The organism is Microbulbifer sp. HZ11 (genome assembly GCF_000708675.1).
Taxonomy (GTDB): domain Bacteria; phylum Pseudomonadota; class Gammaproteobacteria; order Pseudomonadales; family Cellvibrionaceae; genus Microbulbifer.
Genome location: NZ_JELR01000005.1, coordinates 233,750 through 249,599 on the forward strand (window position 1 = coordinate 233,750; position 15,850 = coordinate 249,599).

General features: G+C 58.0%; 13 protein-coding genes. 7 read left to right on the plus strand and 6 right to left on the minus strand.

The annotated features are described in order from the left end of the window. Window positions 1-6: 6 nt before the first annotated feature. Window positions 7-1,254 (plus strand): DUF1552 domain-containing protein, encoded by a 1,248-nt coding sequence (locus tag AU11_RS16680; protein ID WP_197023890.1) that lies wholly within the window; start codon window positions 7-9, stop codon window positions 1,252-1,254. Then, window positions 1,254-2,615, plus strand: a complete 1,362-nt coding sequence (locus tag AU11_RS18385; protein ID WP_156035425.1) for a DUF1566 domain-containing protein — start codon at window positions 1,254-1,256, stop codon at window positions 2,613-2,615. Before AU11_RS16680 ends, AU11_RS18385 begins: the two co-directional genes overlap by 1 nt. 36 nt (window positions 2,616-2,651) lie before the next feature. On the opposite strand, the gene AU11_RS16695 is transcribed toward AU11_RS18385, so the two are convergent. From AU11_RS16695 to AU11_RS16705, 3 genes are all read right to left on the minus strand, one after another. After that, window positions 2,652-3,065 carry a DUF2147 domain-containing protein gene (locus AU11_RS16695; RefSeq protein WP_043320757.1) on the minus strand — a complete coding sequence of 138 codons (414 nt, stop codon included), beginning with the start codon at window positions 3,063-3,065 and terminating at the stop codon, window positions 2,652-2,654. Between the two features lie 163 nt (window positions 3,066-3,228). After that, window positions 3,229-4,707: a YdiU family protein gene (locus AU11_RS16700; protein ID WP_231492096.1), complete on the minus strand. Its 1,479-nt coding sequence runs from the start codon at window positions 4,705-4,707 to the stop codon at window positions 3,229-3,231. Then, entirely contained in the window at window positions 4,704-6,206 is a 1,503-nt protein-coding gene (locus AU11_RS16705) for a Ppx/GppA phosphatase family protein (protein WP_051687400.1), read from the minus strand. Before AU11_RS16705 ends, AU11_RS16700 begins: the two co-directional genes overlap by 4 nt. Before the next feature lie 175 nt (window positions 6,207-6,381). Here AU11_RS16705 and ppk1 point away from each other — a divergent pair, with 175 nt between their 5' ends. Further along, a complete protein-coding gene (ppk1, locus tag AU11_RS16710; protein ID WP_043320963.1) occupies window positions 6,382-8,430 on the plus strand; it encodes a polyphosphate kinase 1 in 2,049 nt (682 codons plus the stop codon). Window positions 8,431-8,450: 20 nt separating this feature from the next. Here ppk1 and AU11_RS16715 read toward each other — a convergent pair whose 3' ends face one another. Both AU11_RS16715 and aceK read right to left on the minus strand, forming a co-directional pair. Then, window positions 8,451-8,960: a hypothetical protein gene (locus tag AU11_RS16715; RefSeq protein ID WP_043320758.1), complete on the minus strand. Its 510-nt coding sequence runs from the start codon at window positions 8,958-8,960 to the stop codon at window positions 8,451-8,453. Between the two features lie 91 nt (window positions 8,961-9,051). Next, complete coding sequence (gene aceK / locus AU11_RS16720; protein ID WP_043320759.1) at window positions 9,052-10,809, minus strand: bifunctional isocitrate dehydrogenase kinase/phosphatase; 1,758 nt, start codon at window positions 10,807-10,809, stop codon at window positions 9,052-9,054. A gap of 67 nt (window positions 10,810-10,876) precedes the next feature. Here aceK and AU11_RS16725 point away from each other — a divergent pair, with 67 nt between their 5' ends. The 4 genes from AU11_RS16725 to msrQ all read left to right on the plus strand — a co-directional run bounded on the left by AU11_RS16725 (window position 10,877) and on the right by msrQ (window position 15,024). Continuing rightward, entirely contained in the window at window positions 10,877-11,485 is a 609-nt protein-coding gene (locus tag AU11_RS16725; protein ID WP_043320760.1) for a MarC family protein, read from the plus strand. Window positions 11,486-11,583: 98 nt separating this feature from the next. Further along, window positions 11,584-13,311, plus strand: coding sequence for a YbaL family putative K(+) efflux transporter (gene ybaL, locus AU11_RS16730; RefSeq protein ID WP_043320761.1), 1,728 nt, complete (start codon window positions 11,584-11,586; stop codon window positions 13,309-13,311). 100 nt (window positions 13,312-13,411) lie between these two features. Continuing rightward, window positions 13,412-14,413, plus strand: a complete 1,002-nt coding sequence (msrP, locus tag AU11_RS16735; protein ID WP_043320762.1) for a protein-methionine-sulfoxide reductase catalytic subunit MsrP — start codon at window positions 13,412-13,414, stop codon at window positions 14,411-14,413. Next, the gene (msrQ, locus tag AU11_RS16740; RefSeq protein WP_043320763.1) at window positions 14,413-15,024 is read left to right on the plus strand and encodes a protein-methionine-sulfoxide reductase heme-binding subunit MsrQ; all 612 of its coding nucleotides are present in this window, start codon (window positions 14,413-14,415) and stop codon (window positions 15,022-15,024) included. Before msrP ends, msrQ begins: the two co-directional genes overlap by 1 nt. Before the next feature lie 7 nt (window positions 15,025-15,031). Here msrQ and pstB read toward each other — a convergent pair whose 3' ends face one another. Next, window positions 15,032-15,844 (minus strand): phosphate ABC transporter ATP-binding protein PstB, encoded by an 813-nt coding sequence (pstB, locus tag AU11_RS16745; RefSeq protein WP_043320764.1) that lies wholly within the window; start codon window positions 15,842-15,844, stop codon window positions 15,032-15,034. Between the last annotated feature and the right edge of the window lie 6 nt (window positions 15,845-15,850).

Genomic DNA, 15,850 nt, shown 5'->3' on the forward strand with positions numbered 1-15,850 from the left:
CAAGTTATGAAAAAGCCATACAAGAATGTGTTTGATAAAAGACGCAGGGATTTACTGAAAATTTTTGCCGCCGCAGGTATCGGCAAGGGACTGCTGCGGGCCTCGCCGCTGGTCGGGGGCATGATGGCCTCACGATTGGCCGAAGCGCAGACGGGGCCCAACAAATCGGTGGTGATCTACGTGCCCGACGGCGCCCTGCCGGAACACTGGTACCCCAATGAGGACCTGACCAGTTTCGGGGCCATGTCCCAGCCCTACAGTACCGTCGCCAGCGAGTGCAACTTTCTGAAAAGCATGGGCCACCACCGCGGCGGCCACGGCGTCATGCCCACCATTATCAACAACAGTTGGGGCGGCGACAGTTTCGACGTGAACATGGGCAGAATCCTCGGTGAGAATCTGCCGTTCACCTATGTCAACCTGGGCGTGCACAGCAATGGCAAGGGCGTTCTGACCAAGGACAACGGTTCGAAAGTGCCGTTTGAGGACAACCCCTTCAACGCCTTCAACCGGCTGTTCGGCAATCTGCAGTCCGGCGGCGGTGGCGGCAATCCCAAACTTAACGCGGTGGACGCACATCTGGATGCGGTCAGGGCCCTGAAAACAAAACTGGGCTCCTACGAACAACAGCGCCTCGATTCGCATTTGACGGCGATCGAGGAAACCCAGCGACGCCTGCTGGATCTGGGCGGTGGCGGAATGTCCTGCGCGGCCGCCAGCCCACCGGCGGAGTTTCCGATCGAATTTTCCACCTTTCAGCAACAGGCGGAATTGCAGGCGGATATCATCGCCCTGGCGCTAGAGTGCAACTTCACCGCTTCCTGTTCTCTGGCACTGGGCAACGACGGTGCCGAGTTCACTCTGCCCTACCTGAATTTTCAGAACACCTACCACTCTTCCATTCATGGTGGCAACGGCGGCGATCCCACGTATCCGCACTACCGGGAGACCCGGGCCCACCTGAGCAGCCTGTCGGCTTCACTGATCGGCCGCCTGCGGGACCGTGGCATCCTCGACAGCACCATTGTCTGTGAGGTTACCGATATGGGTAACGGTGACGCCCACAGCAACACCGACGTTCCATTGATCATGGCTGGCGGCGGTGGTGCCATACAGCGTGGTGTATCCAATGCCGGTGGCGCTTCCTATACGCCCCTGCATCAGATACACACGGCGGCGGTGGCCCTGCAGGCCCATCAGCACCCGTTGTACCAGGGTTATGAGAGTGAAGTGATTCCGGGTGTTTTGACTTGATGATTTGCCGGAATAAAACTGCGCAGATCCTTGCGCTGGCTTTGGCGATCACCGGCCTGAATAGTTGTACGGAATCCGGTCAGGAATCTCCGCCACAGGTGCGGCTCAACGATACCGGCATCACCTGGGGTGCCAATTATCCCAGGGGCGTCAACGATGACTGCAGCGCAAGCGTCGACCTCGCGCGATTACCCGATGGGGAGTCCCTGGTGGGCGATATCCTCAGTCAGCAGGATTGCAGTCAGGGCCGGGATACCGCCGGTGAGGGGAGAGCCGACGGCGCGGCCGGTTTTGTCTATCGCAAGATTGGCGCCGGGGGCGAACCGTTGCCCGCGGACGCGCAGAACTGGCACTGTGTCGTGGACGAAATCACCGGGCTGGCGTGGGAAGTCAAGCAGCCGGGCGACGGCGTTTACGGTAACCGCGGACGCCACGACGCCGACGATGTGTTTACCTGGTACAACCCGGACAAAAGCGCCAACGGCGGCGCCATCGGCGACTGGAACAGCCGCTACGCCCAGTGCACCGGCTATGTGGCAGGCCAGCCAGCCACCTATTGCAATATTGAGGAATACGTCAGCCGCACCAACCGGCGCGGCCTGTGTGGCTTCAATGACTGGCGCGTGCCGACCATGGATGAACTCTCCGGCCTGGTGCACTTCGGGCGCAGTGCTCCCGCCATCGACACCACCTATTTCCCCAACACCAAAGTCGGTTTCTACTGGAGCCATTCGCCCGACGCCGAATTGCAACAGAGGGCCTGGGCGGTGAATTTTCAGTTCGGCTACTCCGCGCCCATGCCGCGGAACAACGGCCACCATCTCAGACTGGTCAGGGATTGGGCGGAGAAGCCTGGGGAAAACGCAATCAATCCAGCTCCGGTACCGGCGCTGTCGGCGGCTCAGGGCTGTAACAGCGAACAGATTCCCTCCTCGGCCCCCACTTCCCGTTATCGGCTAGAGGAAGACGGTTCCGTGGCCGACACTGAAACCGGCCTGATCTGGCGCGCCTGTATGGAAGGTGTTGCGGGAGAAGCCTGCGACCAGGGCGAACCCCTGGCGCTCAATTGGGCCGAAGCCCTGACTTATGCAACGGCACTCGACAAGAAGGGCGCGGCCTCCGGGGACGACGATTGGCGTCTGCCGAATATCCGCGAGCTGGGCAGCCTGCTCGAACTGCAATGCGCCGGCCCCGCGATCAACCGCGGGCTTTTCCCGAACGCCTCGCAGGACGTCTGGTCGTCATCGCCGTCGAACTTCCATACCCATTATTCCTGGTATGTGGATTTCGCCACGGGTGCGCTTACTTACGGCGAGCGGGAAAAACCCAAGGCAATCCGTCTGGTGCGCGACGCCCGGTAAAAATCACAAAGGTGCCTGGTTCGGAAAATCCGGGGCTTACTTTGCCGGATACCAGGTCTGGGTACGGTAGAAGAAGCCCAGGTAACCGCGAACCTTCAGGTTGCCGTTTTCTTCCCACATCTTGCAGTCATAGACTTTGCCCTTGACCGGATCGAGAATCTGGCCGCCTTCGTACATGTTGCCTTTTTTCACCATATCGGTGATCACATTCATGCCGACAATTTTCTTGCCCTTGTTGGGGCCAGGGCAGGCTTCGCAGACAGTGTCGTCCGGCTTCATCAGCAGGTCCACCACCTTGCCGTAGTATTTGCCACCCTGTTCGTAGATTTCCACCACCGACTTTTTCTGGCCGGTTTCGTCGTCAATGGTGGTCCAGCGACCGACCACATCGGCAAAGGCCAGCTGGGTGGAGAGAAGCAGGGCGCTAACAGCAGTAATCAGTGTCTTCATTGGGAGATCCATCGCTATTGGTCGGAGTGTGACCATACCATTTTTTATGGTCACAACAGCATTGGGACTTCAACTTTAGTGTAGATGTTCCGGCTTGCCATGGGTGATGAGTACTTCTTCCCGACAGCGCACCACACAGCGGAAAAGTACACGGCCTTTGGCGTCATGATGAGCAGCTGATCGGCAGGTGTTTACCGGCTTCTGGTGGCGCCGCGGCCCACTGTTCATGGTGCCGGTGCTCGTCGAACGGCGACTGCAATAAATCGAACAGCGTCGCCAGAGGCTGATAGTCTCCTTTCTCGGCGGCTTCGATCACCTGTTGTGCCAGGTAATTGCGCAGGATGAACTTGGGGTTGGTCTGCAGCATTTGCTGGCTGCGGGCTTCTGCGGAGCAGCTTTCTTTCTGCAATCGCAGATCATAGTGGGAAAGCCAGTTTTTCAGAGCGCTCTGCTGTGTGGGCGAAACCAGTGCCTCCAGCGACGCAGCGGGCCGTTCGCCACGGTAGCGGGACAGTGCCCGGAAAAACAGTGTGTAGTCCACCTTGCCCGCGTCCAGTATCTGCAGGAGGTCGGCACACAGTTGCTGGTCGCCTTCGTCTTCAATCGCAAGGCCGAGTTTCTGTCGCATGCGGGCGGCGTAAAAATCGATTAGCAGCGGCTGGTACTGACCCAGACAGTCTTTCAGGGTTTCGGTATCCAGCAGGCTGGAAAAGGCGTGGGCCAGGGCGTTGAGGTTCCACAGGACCACGCCGGGCTGGGCATCAAAGGCGTAGCGGCCAGTGTGATCCGAGTGGTTGCAGATAAATCCGGGCTCGTAGTCATCGAGAAAGCCGTAGGGGCCAAAGTCAAAGGTATCGCCGATGATCGACATATTGTCGGTGTTCAACACGCCATGGGCGAAGCCAACGGACTGCCAGCCCGCCACCAGCTCGGCGCTGCGTTTGACGGTAAAGCGTAACAGCGCTTCCGCTTGGGCCTGTATGGGTTCGTCGACGATTTGTGGCAGGAATTGTGCGCATACAAACTCCACCAGTTTTTTCTGCGCTTCCAGCTGGCGGGTATAGAAAAGGTATTCAAAATGCCCGAAGCGGATATGGCTCTGGGCCACGCGAATCAGCGCCGCGCCGGCTTCCATTTTCTCCCTGGCAACCGCTTCACGGCTGCCAGCGATACTGAGTGCTCGGGTGCTGCGGATACCCAGTGCCGTCAGTGCCTCCCCGGCCAGGTATTCACGGATGGTGGAACGCAGCACGGCGCGACCGTCACCAAAACGGGAGTAGGGGGTTTTACCTGCACCTTTGAGATGCAGGTCCCAGCGTTTTCCCTGGTGCTCGACCTCCCCCAGCAGCAGGGCGCGGCCATCTCCCAGCTCGGGGTTGTAACTGCCGAACTGGTGACCGGTGTATTTCATCGCGAAAGGCATACTGTCGGGAAAAAGTTTTGCGCCAGTGGTCAACTGGGCCCAGTCCGGATGGCCTATATCCGTGGCTTCCAGCCCCAGTAATGCCATCACCGCCGGATTGACGTGGATGATGTGGGGCTGCTGAAGCGGGGCCGGCGGCGTGGGGGTTCCGAATTCCGGGCCGAGGTCAGCGTAGTGCTGGTGCAGGTGCAATCTGCTCAGCGGGGTGCCAGTCGTCACGGGGAGCTCAGGGCCAGTTTGATGTTTTTGCTATCCCAGCAGTCGACTTCCATGTACAACAGGTCTTCTATCGCGGGAAACTGATATAGCCACTCGGCTGGTGCCTGCAGCCGGTAGCCGGGCCCGTCCGCAGACAGGTGCAGGCCATCAATGGCCCGGTCCACGTGATCCCGGTGTACGATACAGGCAAGCCGCAGACACAGCAGTAGATCGTTGTTGGGGTGAAACCCGTAATGTTCCTGTACGGATTTTATGTCGCCGCGCTGGTTGCGCACCAGATAGGCGAGATTTTCCTGCTCGCTTCTGCTGAAGCCCGCCATGTCCGCGTGCTCAATCATGTAGGCACCCAGTTTGCGGAAGCTACTGTGGGACAGCGACAGTCCGATCTCGTGCAGATCTGCGGCCCACTGCAGCAGGCGACGCTGGCTGAGTAATGCGTGTGGGTTGAGCTGGCCAAAAAATTGCAACGCGGTATGGGCAACGCGCCTTGCCTGCTCACGGTCGATTTCACCGCGTTCCATCAGATTGGCGATGGTATCCGCGCGGCGGTCACCGCCGGATGCGCGGCCCGCGAGATCGTGCACTATTCCCTCGCGAATGGCGTAGGGTGAGACGTGCATTTCCTGGATATTCAGCTCGCGAAAAATGCCGTGCAGGATGGCGAGGCCGGCGGCAAACACCGGGCGGCGCTCCGGGTCGAGATGAGGCAGCTCGATCGCGTCAACGGTCTTGAACCGGGCGACCTTGTCTGCGAGCGCATCGATATCCTCGCGCAGGATGGGCAGTAACTCGCCATCGTTGAGTACCCGGGCGACCGACTTGACCGTACCCGATGCACCCATCACCAGCGCGTCGTCCGCCATATGTTGCAATTCCTGCAGTTCAGCCTGGGCGGCGCGCCTGGCGCGGACAAAGTTGTTGTGTTTTCCGTTATCGATTTTGCCGCTGTCGAAAAAGCGCCGGTTAAATGCCACACAGCCCATACCGATACTCTGGAGCTGACGCGGGGCTTCCATTCCGCGCACCAGTTCAGTGGAGCCGCCGCCAATATCCACCACGCAGCGCAGTCGTGTCGGCCCTTCTGCGGCAGCCATAACGCCGGAATAAATCAGGCGCGCTTCCTCGATACCGGAGATGATCTCGATGGGTGCGCCAAGGATCGCCTCCGCGGACTCGAGAAAACCGTCGGCGCGCGTGCTGGCAGCGCGCAGGGTGTTGGTTCCCACTACACGGACATTATCCAGTGGCAGGTCCTGAATAACTGGCGCAAAGCGACGCAGGGCTTCCAGAGCCCGCTCCGCCACCAACGGGTCAAGATTGCGCTCGGCATCCAGGCCCTCCGCCAGGCGGACCATGGAACGATCGGTGTGCAGACGCACCATGCGCTGATCACGAAACTCTGCCAGCAGCAGGTGGAAGCTGTTGGAGCCTAGGTCCAGGGCCGCGTAGCGTTCGTGGGGACCATCGTGAGACGTGGCGGTTGTGGGCTCTGTTGTCATGGTTTTCGTTGTCAAATCGCTGTAACAAAAATGTAGCAAAATGTGCGGTACTGAACTATGGCTTCAATGGAAGTTCACACACTTGAAACCGAATAAATACACGCTGCCGGTAGGCTTGGATGCCGCTGCACGCAGCAGCGCTGATACATCCTCCACCGAAACAGCAGTAGAGAGTATGGCAAACGACATTCCGATCTATCCCAAAGAACTCAGCTGGCTGTCTTTCAACGCCCGGGTACTGCAGGAGGTGGAGGACGAGAGTGTACCGATGATTGAGCGGGTACGCTTTCTGGGCATCTTCTCCAACAATCTGGATGAATTCTACCGGGTTCGCGTAGCGGATGTGCGCCGCCTGGCCACATTTACCAAGGGCAGTCGGAAGAAAGAGGATTTTTCGGAGCTGCTCGGCAATATCAACGAGAAAGTGTTACGCCTGCAGGCGCGCTTCGGTAATGCCTATACCAAGGTTTTGAAGGATCTGGGCAAGCACAATATTCATCTGATCAATGAGCGCCAGCTTACCGACGGACAGCGGGAGTATGTGGAGGAATATTTCCATCGGGAAGTGCTGCCGGAGCTCGAGCCCTTCTTTATCGATGATCGCGATACCATGCCACTGCTGAATGAAGCGAGTATTTACTTCGGTATTTATCTGGAGCTCGAGGATGGCAGCCTGCGATTTGCCGCTCTGGAAATTCCTACCGACATCCTGCCTCGTTTTATTGCCATCCCCCATCGGGAAAAAAAGCACGAAAAAGTCTATATCGTGCTCGACAATGTGATTCGCGCCTGTCTGGTGGATGTATTTCGCTATGTGCTGCCCATCGACAGGGCGGCCGCGTTCACCTTTAAAATCAGTCGCGATGCAGAGCTAGAGCTCGGCGAGCATGTTACACAGAATATTGTTGACCGGGTGGCAAAGTCACTCAAGAAGCGTAAACAGGCAGAGCCGGTACGTCTGGTGTACGACTCCACTATGCCGGAAGCGCTGCTGCAGTTGATCAAGAAAAAGCTCAAGATGGGGCGCTACGACAGCTATACCCCCGGAGGACGCTACCATAATTCCAAGGATTTTATGAGCTTCCCCGCGGACAGCCGACAGCACACCTACCGCGCCATCAAGCCGTTGCCCACCTTGCCGGACAGCGCCAATATCTTTGATTGGCTCGATGAAAAGGACCGGCTTTGCTACTACCCGTACCACGATTTTAGGGTGATCACGAAGCTTCTGGCCTCTGCTGCCATTGACCCCAAGGTGCGGGAAATCCGTATCAACCTGTATCGGGTAGCAAAAAACTCCCGGGTGGTGGCGGCGCTGGTCAATGCGGTACGGAACCAGAAACAGGTTACCGCTGTGGTGGAGTTACAGGCGCGCTTTGACGAGCAGGCAAATATTCACTGGTCCAATGAGCTGAGCGATGCCGGCGTAGAGGTGATCTACGGCGTGCCAGGATTGAAGGTGCACTGCAAGCTGATATCCATCGTGCGTGAAGAGAGCGGACGCGACCGTTATTACAGCCATTTCGGCACCGGAAATTTTAACGAGAGCACCGCACGCTTTTATTGTGACTTCAGCCTGCTTACCAGCGACACCAGGCTCGGACAGGATGCCTACCGGGTATTCGACTTTATCAAGCAGCCCCACCTACAGCCGGATTACAACCACATCTGGAGCTCGCCCCATAGTAATCGGCCCAACATCCTGGCGGCCATCGACAGAGAAATCGCGGCAGCTGCGGCGGGGCAGCCTGCGGAAGTGTTCATCAAGTGCAACAACCTGGTGGACCGTGAAGTCATCGAATATCTGTACCGGGCAAGTGTCGCTGGGGTGCGGGTGCGGATCATTGTGCGCAGCATGTGCGCGCTGCAGTGTCAGGAGAAGGGGCTGTCCGACAATATCAAGGTAATCAGTCTTGTGGATAAGTTTCTCGAGCACGCGCGGGTGTACGCCTTCCACAACGGAGGTGATCAGCAGGTGTACCTTTCTTCGGCGGATCTGATGACGCGCAACCTCGACCACCGAGTAGAGGTGACTTTCCCGCTGTTGGCGCAGGAGCATCGCGATACAGTAATGGACATTCTGGAATTGCAATGGCAGGACAACCAGAAAGCGCGCATACTGGATGCGGAGCAGACCAACAGCCGTATCGCCAATCGCAAGAGCAAACGCAACGTGCGGTCACAGGATGCGATTTACCGGTATCTTAAAAAACGCGAGGTTTAACCCTCTGGGAGGCCGGGCGCTCAATTTTTGCTGAAGCCGACCAGTTTCCCGTTATCAAAGGAAAAGCGATAGCGTTCACCCACCTTAAGGTGCGCCTTGCACCGGGATTCGATGGTGATACGAGGAAACTGGGGGGTGACAACCCATGTGGAAAAGTCGCCTTCGGGACCGCGGCCAATCAGCCAGTAGTGGTCGCCGTGGGCGCAGTTACCTTTCGCCATACAGTTATCGTACCCCCACACGAAGGCGCGCACGTCGTACTTGGCGGGAATATTTACGGCGGGCCGAAAGGGGTCCCTGGTGTCGCCGGTGATTTCGTAGAGATCGCCAAAGGTGACCACTTCGTAACCCTTGGCGCGGGTATCGCAACTGGCGGCGTGAAGATTCACTCCCGCAGCAGCCTCGGGGGCTTTTGACTCGGTGGCTTTGGGTTTCGGTGCCATTTCACTGGGGAGATATCCACAGCCACTTATTGTCAGGCTCCACAGCGCCAGGCCAGTGCACAGGGTGCTACCACCGATATACCGCACGTCCTACCTCCTCGGTATCAATCCGTTCTCTTAACTATAGCTGCAGTTGGCCGCGGTCCAGGCGCGTACCCTGCCGGTTGATGGGCGGGCGTCATTGGCGCGATGTTTTGTTGCGTTTGAAGCGTACCTTGCGGCGGTAGGGGAAGGTACTTTCCACCCGCCCGGCGCGGATACGTTCCTGCAGTTTTTGCCAGTAGCGGTAATCATAGAGATCGCTGTGCTGGTCTTCGAACGCCTTGCGCGCCACCGGGTTGCCGGAAAAAAACAGCCGGAATTCTTCCGGAAATACATCGGCTTCGTCCACGGTGTACCAGGGCCTGTCAGCCAGCTCCTGCTCACTGGTCTGGGGCTCCGGAATCTTGCGGAAGTTGCACTCGGTGAGCGGGCAGAGTTCGTCGTAATCGTAAAATACCACGCGACCGTGACGGGTCACGCCGAAGTTTTTCAGTAACATATCTCCGGGGAAAATATTGGCCGCCGCCAATTGCTTGATCGCATTCCCGTATTCTTCCATGGCCTCAATGGTCTGCTGTTCGTCCGCCTGGTCGAGGTACAGGTTGAGGGGCTCCATGCGCCGCTCCACATACAGGTGCTTGATGATCACCCATTTTTCATCCACATGCAGCTTGGATGGCGCCAGCGTCTGCAGCTCGTCCAGCAGCGCATCGCTGAACCGGTTGCGGTAAAAGATGAAGTTGGTGTACTCCTGGGTGTCCGCCATGCGCCCCACCCGATCGGCGCGGGATACAAACTTGTACTTTTCCTTGACGATTTCCTCGGTGACTGTCTTGGGGTTATCAAACTTGTCCTTGATGACCTTGAACACCACTGGATAGGACGGCAGGGTAAACACACTCATCACCATGCCCTTGATCCCTGGGGCGATTACGAACTTGTCGTTGCTCACCTTCATATGCGCGAGGATATGGCGGTAGAACTCGGTCTTTCCGTGCTTGTGGAAACCGATGGAGTTATACAGTTCGGACTTTTCCTTGAGCGGCATGATGGTGGACAGAAAGCGCACAAACCGTGAGGGAATGGGCGCGTCCACCATAAAATAGGAGCGGGTGAAACTGAAAATGATACTGGTGGAGTCGTTGTCGTGGATCAGGGTATCCACAAAAACATTGCCGCGGCCGTTATTGAGACAGGGCAGAATCAGTGGGATAACCTCGCCGGCAAACATCAGGCGGCCCACCAGGTAGGCCGCCTTGTTGCGGTAGAACACCGACTCCAGCATATCCACCCGCAGCCGCTGCTCGTCTTCCTCATCCTCCAGTTTACCGGCGAGTGGGCCGGCGCGCAGGGCCTCGCAGATGTTATCCACATCCCGCGCCATGTCTTCCCAGGGAATCGAGAAGCTGTAGTCGGCGAGAATATCTTCAATCATCGCCTGCAACCCGTCGCGTCCGCTGTAGCTGATATAGATGGAGTAGTCCCGCAGCGGTTTCTCGTCCGGGGCGCGGGAGGGTTTTACGAAGATGTGGTTGTCGTGAATGTGCGCGTGCTGAAACTGGCTGCAGAACACCGAATTGAAAAACGTCTCAGCAATCTCGTAGTTGTTGTGATTGGCAATCAGCTGGCTGTAGGTAGACTTGGCCTGCCCCCAGAGCTCCAGCTGGGTGGTGTCCTTGCTGGTCACCGAGTGCACCAGTTTCAGCACCTGATTGACCTTGATCTTGTAGAGATCGATGCGTTCCTTGTTGGTCTCGTGCACCGCAGGCCATGCAGCGGTCTCAAAGCGCGCTTTTGCCCCTAGTGTCATGTTCTGAAAATCCGCAAAATACGCATCGAATCCATTGAGGATGGTTTTGGCGATTCTGCGCGCTGTCGGGGAATGGTTTGTCATGCACTAGACTCTTATGGAATCATGTCCTCTATTTCTTCGATACTAGCACGGGCTAACAGGCAACCACTTGAACGATTGGATCAGCAGCTTTGTCTTTTTCTTTGCCGTCATTGACCCGGTGGGCACACTGCCGGTGTTTATCGCGGTAACTTCCCGCCATTCTGAGTGGCAGCGGCGCAAAATCGCATTGCTGGCGGTTGGCGTGGCTACGGGTATCCTGACGTTTTTCCTGTTGGTCGGGCAGTATCTGCTGGAAACCGTTGGGGTGCCCCTGTCCGCATTCCAGGTGGCGGGCGGCATCGTACTGTTCCTGTTCGCCCTGACCATGATCTTCGGGGAGGGCAAGCCGGAAAGTGAGGTGGAGATCATTCGCGATGGTCGTGAAACCGCTATTTTCCCCCTTGCCGTGCCCTCCATTGCCTCACCTGGGGCCATGCTGGCTGCGGTAGTGCTGACGGACAATCACCGTTTTGACCCCATCCACCAGGTAAAATCCGCCACCGCCATGCTTGCGGTCTTGGGTATCGTCCTGGTATTGCTGTTGGCGGCAAACTGGATCTATCGCTGGATCGGCGACTCCGGAGCCAGTATTGTCAGTCGCGTAATGGGGTTGATTCTCGCCTCTGTCGCCACAACCAATGTGTTGGTTGGGCTGCAACAGTTCTTTATGACCTGATTTTCCCTGGCAGCTGAACTGCCGCACAATTCTAAAACGCCGAACAACGGACGGTGCACTTTGTGGTGCCCGTAAAAAATGAGTTCTCAGGAGGGGGTTTGCACCACGATATTGCACTGATCACAACCATTTCTGTCGCCTTGGGCCTGGCCCTGGTACTCGGGTTTATCGCCGTACGCCTGCGCATGCCAGCCCTGCTTGGCTACATGATCGCCGGTATCCTGATTGGCCCGGCGACCCCGGGGTTTGTGGCGGACGTAACACTGTCGCAGCAGCTGGCGGAAATTGGTGTCATTCTGCTGATGTTCGGAGTGGGCCTGCATTTTTCACTCAAGGATCTGATGGCGGTGCGCCGCATTGCCATCTTCGGCGCCGTCGCTCAGATTTTGGTGGCGACCGCCCTCGGTGCCGCTGTCGCACAGTGGTGGGGGTGGAGTATTGGGGCCAGCGTGGTATTTGGCCTGGCGTTATCGGTGGCGAGTACCGTGGTGCTGTTGCGGGGGCTGGAATCGAGAGGCCTTCTCGATAGCCAGAACGGACGCATTGCGGTGGGCTGGTTGATCGTAGAAGACCTGGTCATGGTGTTTGCCCTGGTTCTGCTGCCGGCACTGGCGGGCTGGCTCGGGGGGGCGGTGGATGCTCAGGACGCCGGCGCGCACGCCGGGACTGGTAGCGAAGCAACTCTGCTGGTTACCGTTGCCCTGACCCTGGGCAAGGTGGCGATATTCATTGCGCTGATGTTGCTCGGTGGCAAGCGGTTTTTCCCTTGGTTGCTGTGGCAGGTGGCACGCACCGGTTCCCGTGAACTGTTTACCCTTGGGGTGATTGCCATTGCCATGGGGATCGCCTATTTCTCCTCGATTATCTTTGGTGTGTCTTTTGCACTGGGTGCATTTTTTGCCGGCATGGTATTGCGGGAGTCCGCTCTCAGCCATCGCGCGGCGGAAGAGTCGCTGCCCCTGCGCGATGCCTTTGCGGTGCTGTTCTTTGTATCGGTGGGAATGCTGTTCGACCCGGCCATGCTGGTCGAGGAGCCTCTGCGGGTGCTCACCGTGGTGGCGATCATTGTTTTCGGTAAGACCCTCGCGGCCTTCGTGCTGGTACTGCTGTTCCGCTACCCGCTGAATACGGCGTTTACCGTTTCCGCGAGCCTGGCACAGATCGGTGAGTTTTCTTTTATTCTCGCGGCCCTCGGCGCCTCTCTGGGCCTGCTGCCGGACCAGGGACAGAACCTGATCGTTGCCGGCGCGCTGATCTCAATTGCACTCAATCCATTGTTGTTCAATCTGATTGAGCCCGCCCAGCGCTGGATACGCAGCCGCTCCCGGCTCGCGCGATTTATGGAGCGCACCGACGATCCGCTGGCAGAGTTGCCGATGACCACGGATCTTCGCTCCCTTACCGGGCACGCACTGATAGTGGGGTATGGCGGACTTGGCAGTCATATCGGGACGCAATTGCGCAACACCGGGATGTCTGTGGTCGTGGCGGATATCCAGCGTGAGCGGGTTGAACAACTGCGCGCGCAGGGGATCCCGGCGGTCTGCGGTGACGCGGCGGATGAGGAGGTTCTGATTCAGGCACATGTGGCGCGCGCACGGATGCTGATCATTACGCTACCGGATACGGTGCGCACCCAGAAGATGATGGCGACGGCGAAGTTGTTGCGACCGGAGATCAGTATCCTGGTGTGTGCGGAAAACGAAGAGGTAGAGCCGCTGTTGCGCAAGGAGGGGGCTACCGCAGTATTTATTGGCGAGCGGGAGCTCGCGAGCAATATGGGCAATTTTGCGGTCCAACGTCTGGCATCGGAGGCGGAAGCCTGATTGCTTACGCCGCGAGGGGTGAAAATCTCGCGGCACAGTGTAAGAACCGGCCTGTGATGACGACAAACCCCCAGTCGTGTCAGATCTCAGGAGAACCACAGTGCTGATCAAATCACCCCCTCGCCATCAGCTGTCTGAACAGCAGGTCACTCCTGAATCCGCTTATGTTTCCCGGCGCCGTGTGATTTCGGGGCTTGGCGCCGGCATCGGCAGCCTGCTGCTCGCCGGTAACGCCCGCGCACTGGACCTGTTTGGTGGCGAGCCGGACAAGGCCGCCCCCCGCAAGCCGCTCGCCTTCACGCCGCAGAAACCCGCCCCGGACCTGGTCCTCACCCCGCAGGCCAAGGTCATCAGCCACAACAACTTCTACGAGTTCGGGACCGGCAAAACCGATCCTGCGGAAAACAGTCAGGGGCTGAAAACCGAACCCTGGACGCTTACCGTGGAAGGGGAAGTGGAAAAGCCCGGCACCGTAGATGTGTGGAAGCTGATGGGGGAGATTGGCCTGGAAGAGCGCATTTACCGCATGCGCTGTGTGGAGGCCTGGTCCATGAACATTCCCTGGGTGGGCTTTGAGCTTGGCAAGTTCCTCAAGCGTTTTGCGCCGACAAGCCGCGCCAGGTATGTCGCCTTCGAAACACTGTACGACCCGCAACAAATGCCCGGGCAGCGCAATCGCTACATCGGCGGTGGTGTGGACTATCCCTATGTGGAGGGCCTGCGGATTGATGAGGCCATGCACCCGCTCACCATACTTTCGGTGGGGCTTTATGGAAAAACCCTGCCGCCCCAGAACGGCGCCCCCATTCGTCTTGTGGTTCCGTGGAAATACGGCTTCAAGGGTATCAAGTCCATCGTCAAAATCAGACTGCTTGAACAGATGCCACCCACCAGCTGGAATAAGCTGGCGCCGCAGGAATATGGCTTCTATGCCAATGTGAACCCAAAGGTGGATCACCCGCGCTGGTCCCAGGCCAGCGAGCGGTTTATTGGCCCGGGCGGTCTATTCGCGGTGAAGCGACAGCCGACCCTGCCGTTTAATGGCTACGCAGAAGAGGTCGCATCCCTGTACAGCAATATGGATCTGAGGAAGTTTTACTAGTGACGGGGCAGTGGAAAAAGCCCGCTGCCTCCGGCCTGCAGGTCGCCGTGCATATAGGCGCTTTGCTGCCGCTGCTGTGGCTGATTGTCGCCATCAATCAGGGGCGTCTCGGCGGCGATCCGGTCAAGGAGCTGATTCACTACCTGGGTATGGGCACTATTCGCCTGCTGCTGCTTACCCTGCTGGTTTCGCCAATGGCAAAAACGCTGCACTTCGGCCAGCTGAATCGATTGCGCCGCCCTCTCGGGCTCTGGTGTTTTGCCTGGGCCACCCTGCACTTTACCGCCTGGCTGGCACTGGATCTTGGTCTCGACTGGTCACTGATCGGTGCGGAGCTGATCAAGCGCAGCTATATTTTGCTGGGCTTTTTTGCCTGGCTGATTCTGCTGGCACTGGCGGTAACCTCCGTTCCCGCGCTGCTCAAAAAAATGGGGCGCAACTGGAAGAAGCTGCACGGCCTGCTCTACCTTGTGGTGGTTCTGGCCTGCTGGCATTTCTGGTGGTCGGTAAAAAGTGGCTGGATCGAGCCGGCCATCTACGCGGCGGTGGCACTGGCGCTGATGGCCTGGCGACGCCAGACCGTGGTGCGGTGGGTGAAAAGCTTCCGCTAATTACACGTCAGCTGAATTCGCCGGAGATATATTCCTTGGTCAGGGTCTGCTGCGGATTCTCAAATACCTGCTCGGTATTACCCATCTCGACCAGATAGCCGGTGCGTCCGCCCTGGGAGATATCCACAGAGAAGAATGCCGTGTTGTCCGCCACGCGCATGGCCTGCTGCATATTGTGGGTAACAATGGCGACGGTGTAGCGGTTTTTCAGTTCGAGCATCAGCTCTTCGATCTGGCGAGTGGCGATGGGGTCAAGAGCAGAGCAGGGCTCGTCCATCAACAGCACCTCCGGCTCCGAGGCAATGGCGCGGGCAATGCACAGGCGCTGTTGCTGTCCACCGGACAGCGATAGACCGCTGGCCTTCAGTTTGTCCTTCACCTCATCCCACAGGGCCGCGCGCTTCAGTGCCTTCTCGACCTTCTTGTCCATGTCCCCCTTGAACTTGTTCAGCTTGAGACCGAAGGCCACATTTTCGTAAATACTCATGGAGAAAGGGTTCGGCTGCTGAAACACCATGCCGATATAGCGGCGTACCACCACCGGATCGACATCCTTGGCATAAATATCCTGACCGTGATAGCGCACCTGGCCTTCAAAGCGGAATGTCTGAATCAGGTCGTTCATCCGGTTCAGGCAGCGCAACACCGTGCTTTTGCCGCAGCCAGAGGGTCCGATAAAGCCGGTAATCTTTTTTTGCTCAATGGGGATTTTGCTGTCCCGCACGGCGAGAAAGTCACCGTAGTGAATTTTGTCGATCTGGCAATCGATAACGGTTTCCGAGGGCGCCGTGTCGGCGGCTTGACTGCGAGGTAGGCTCATTTCCGT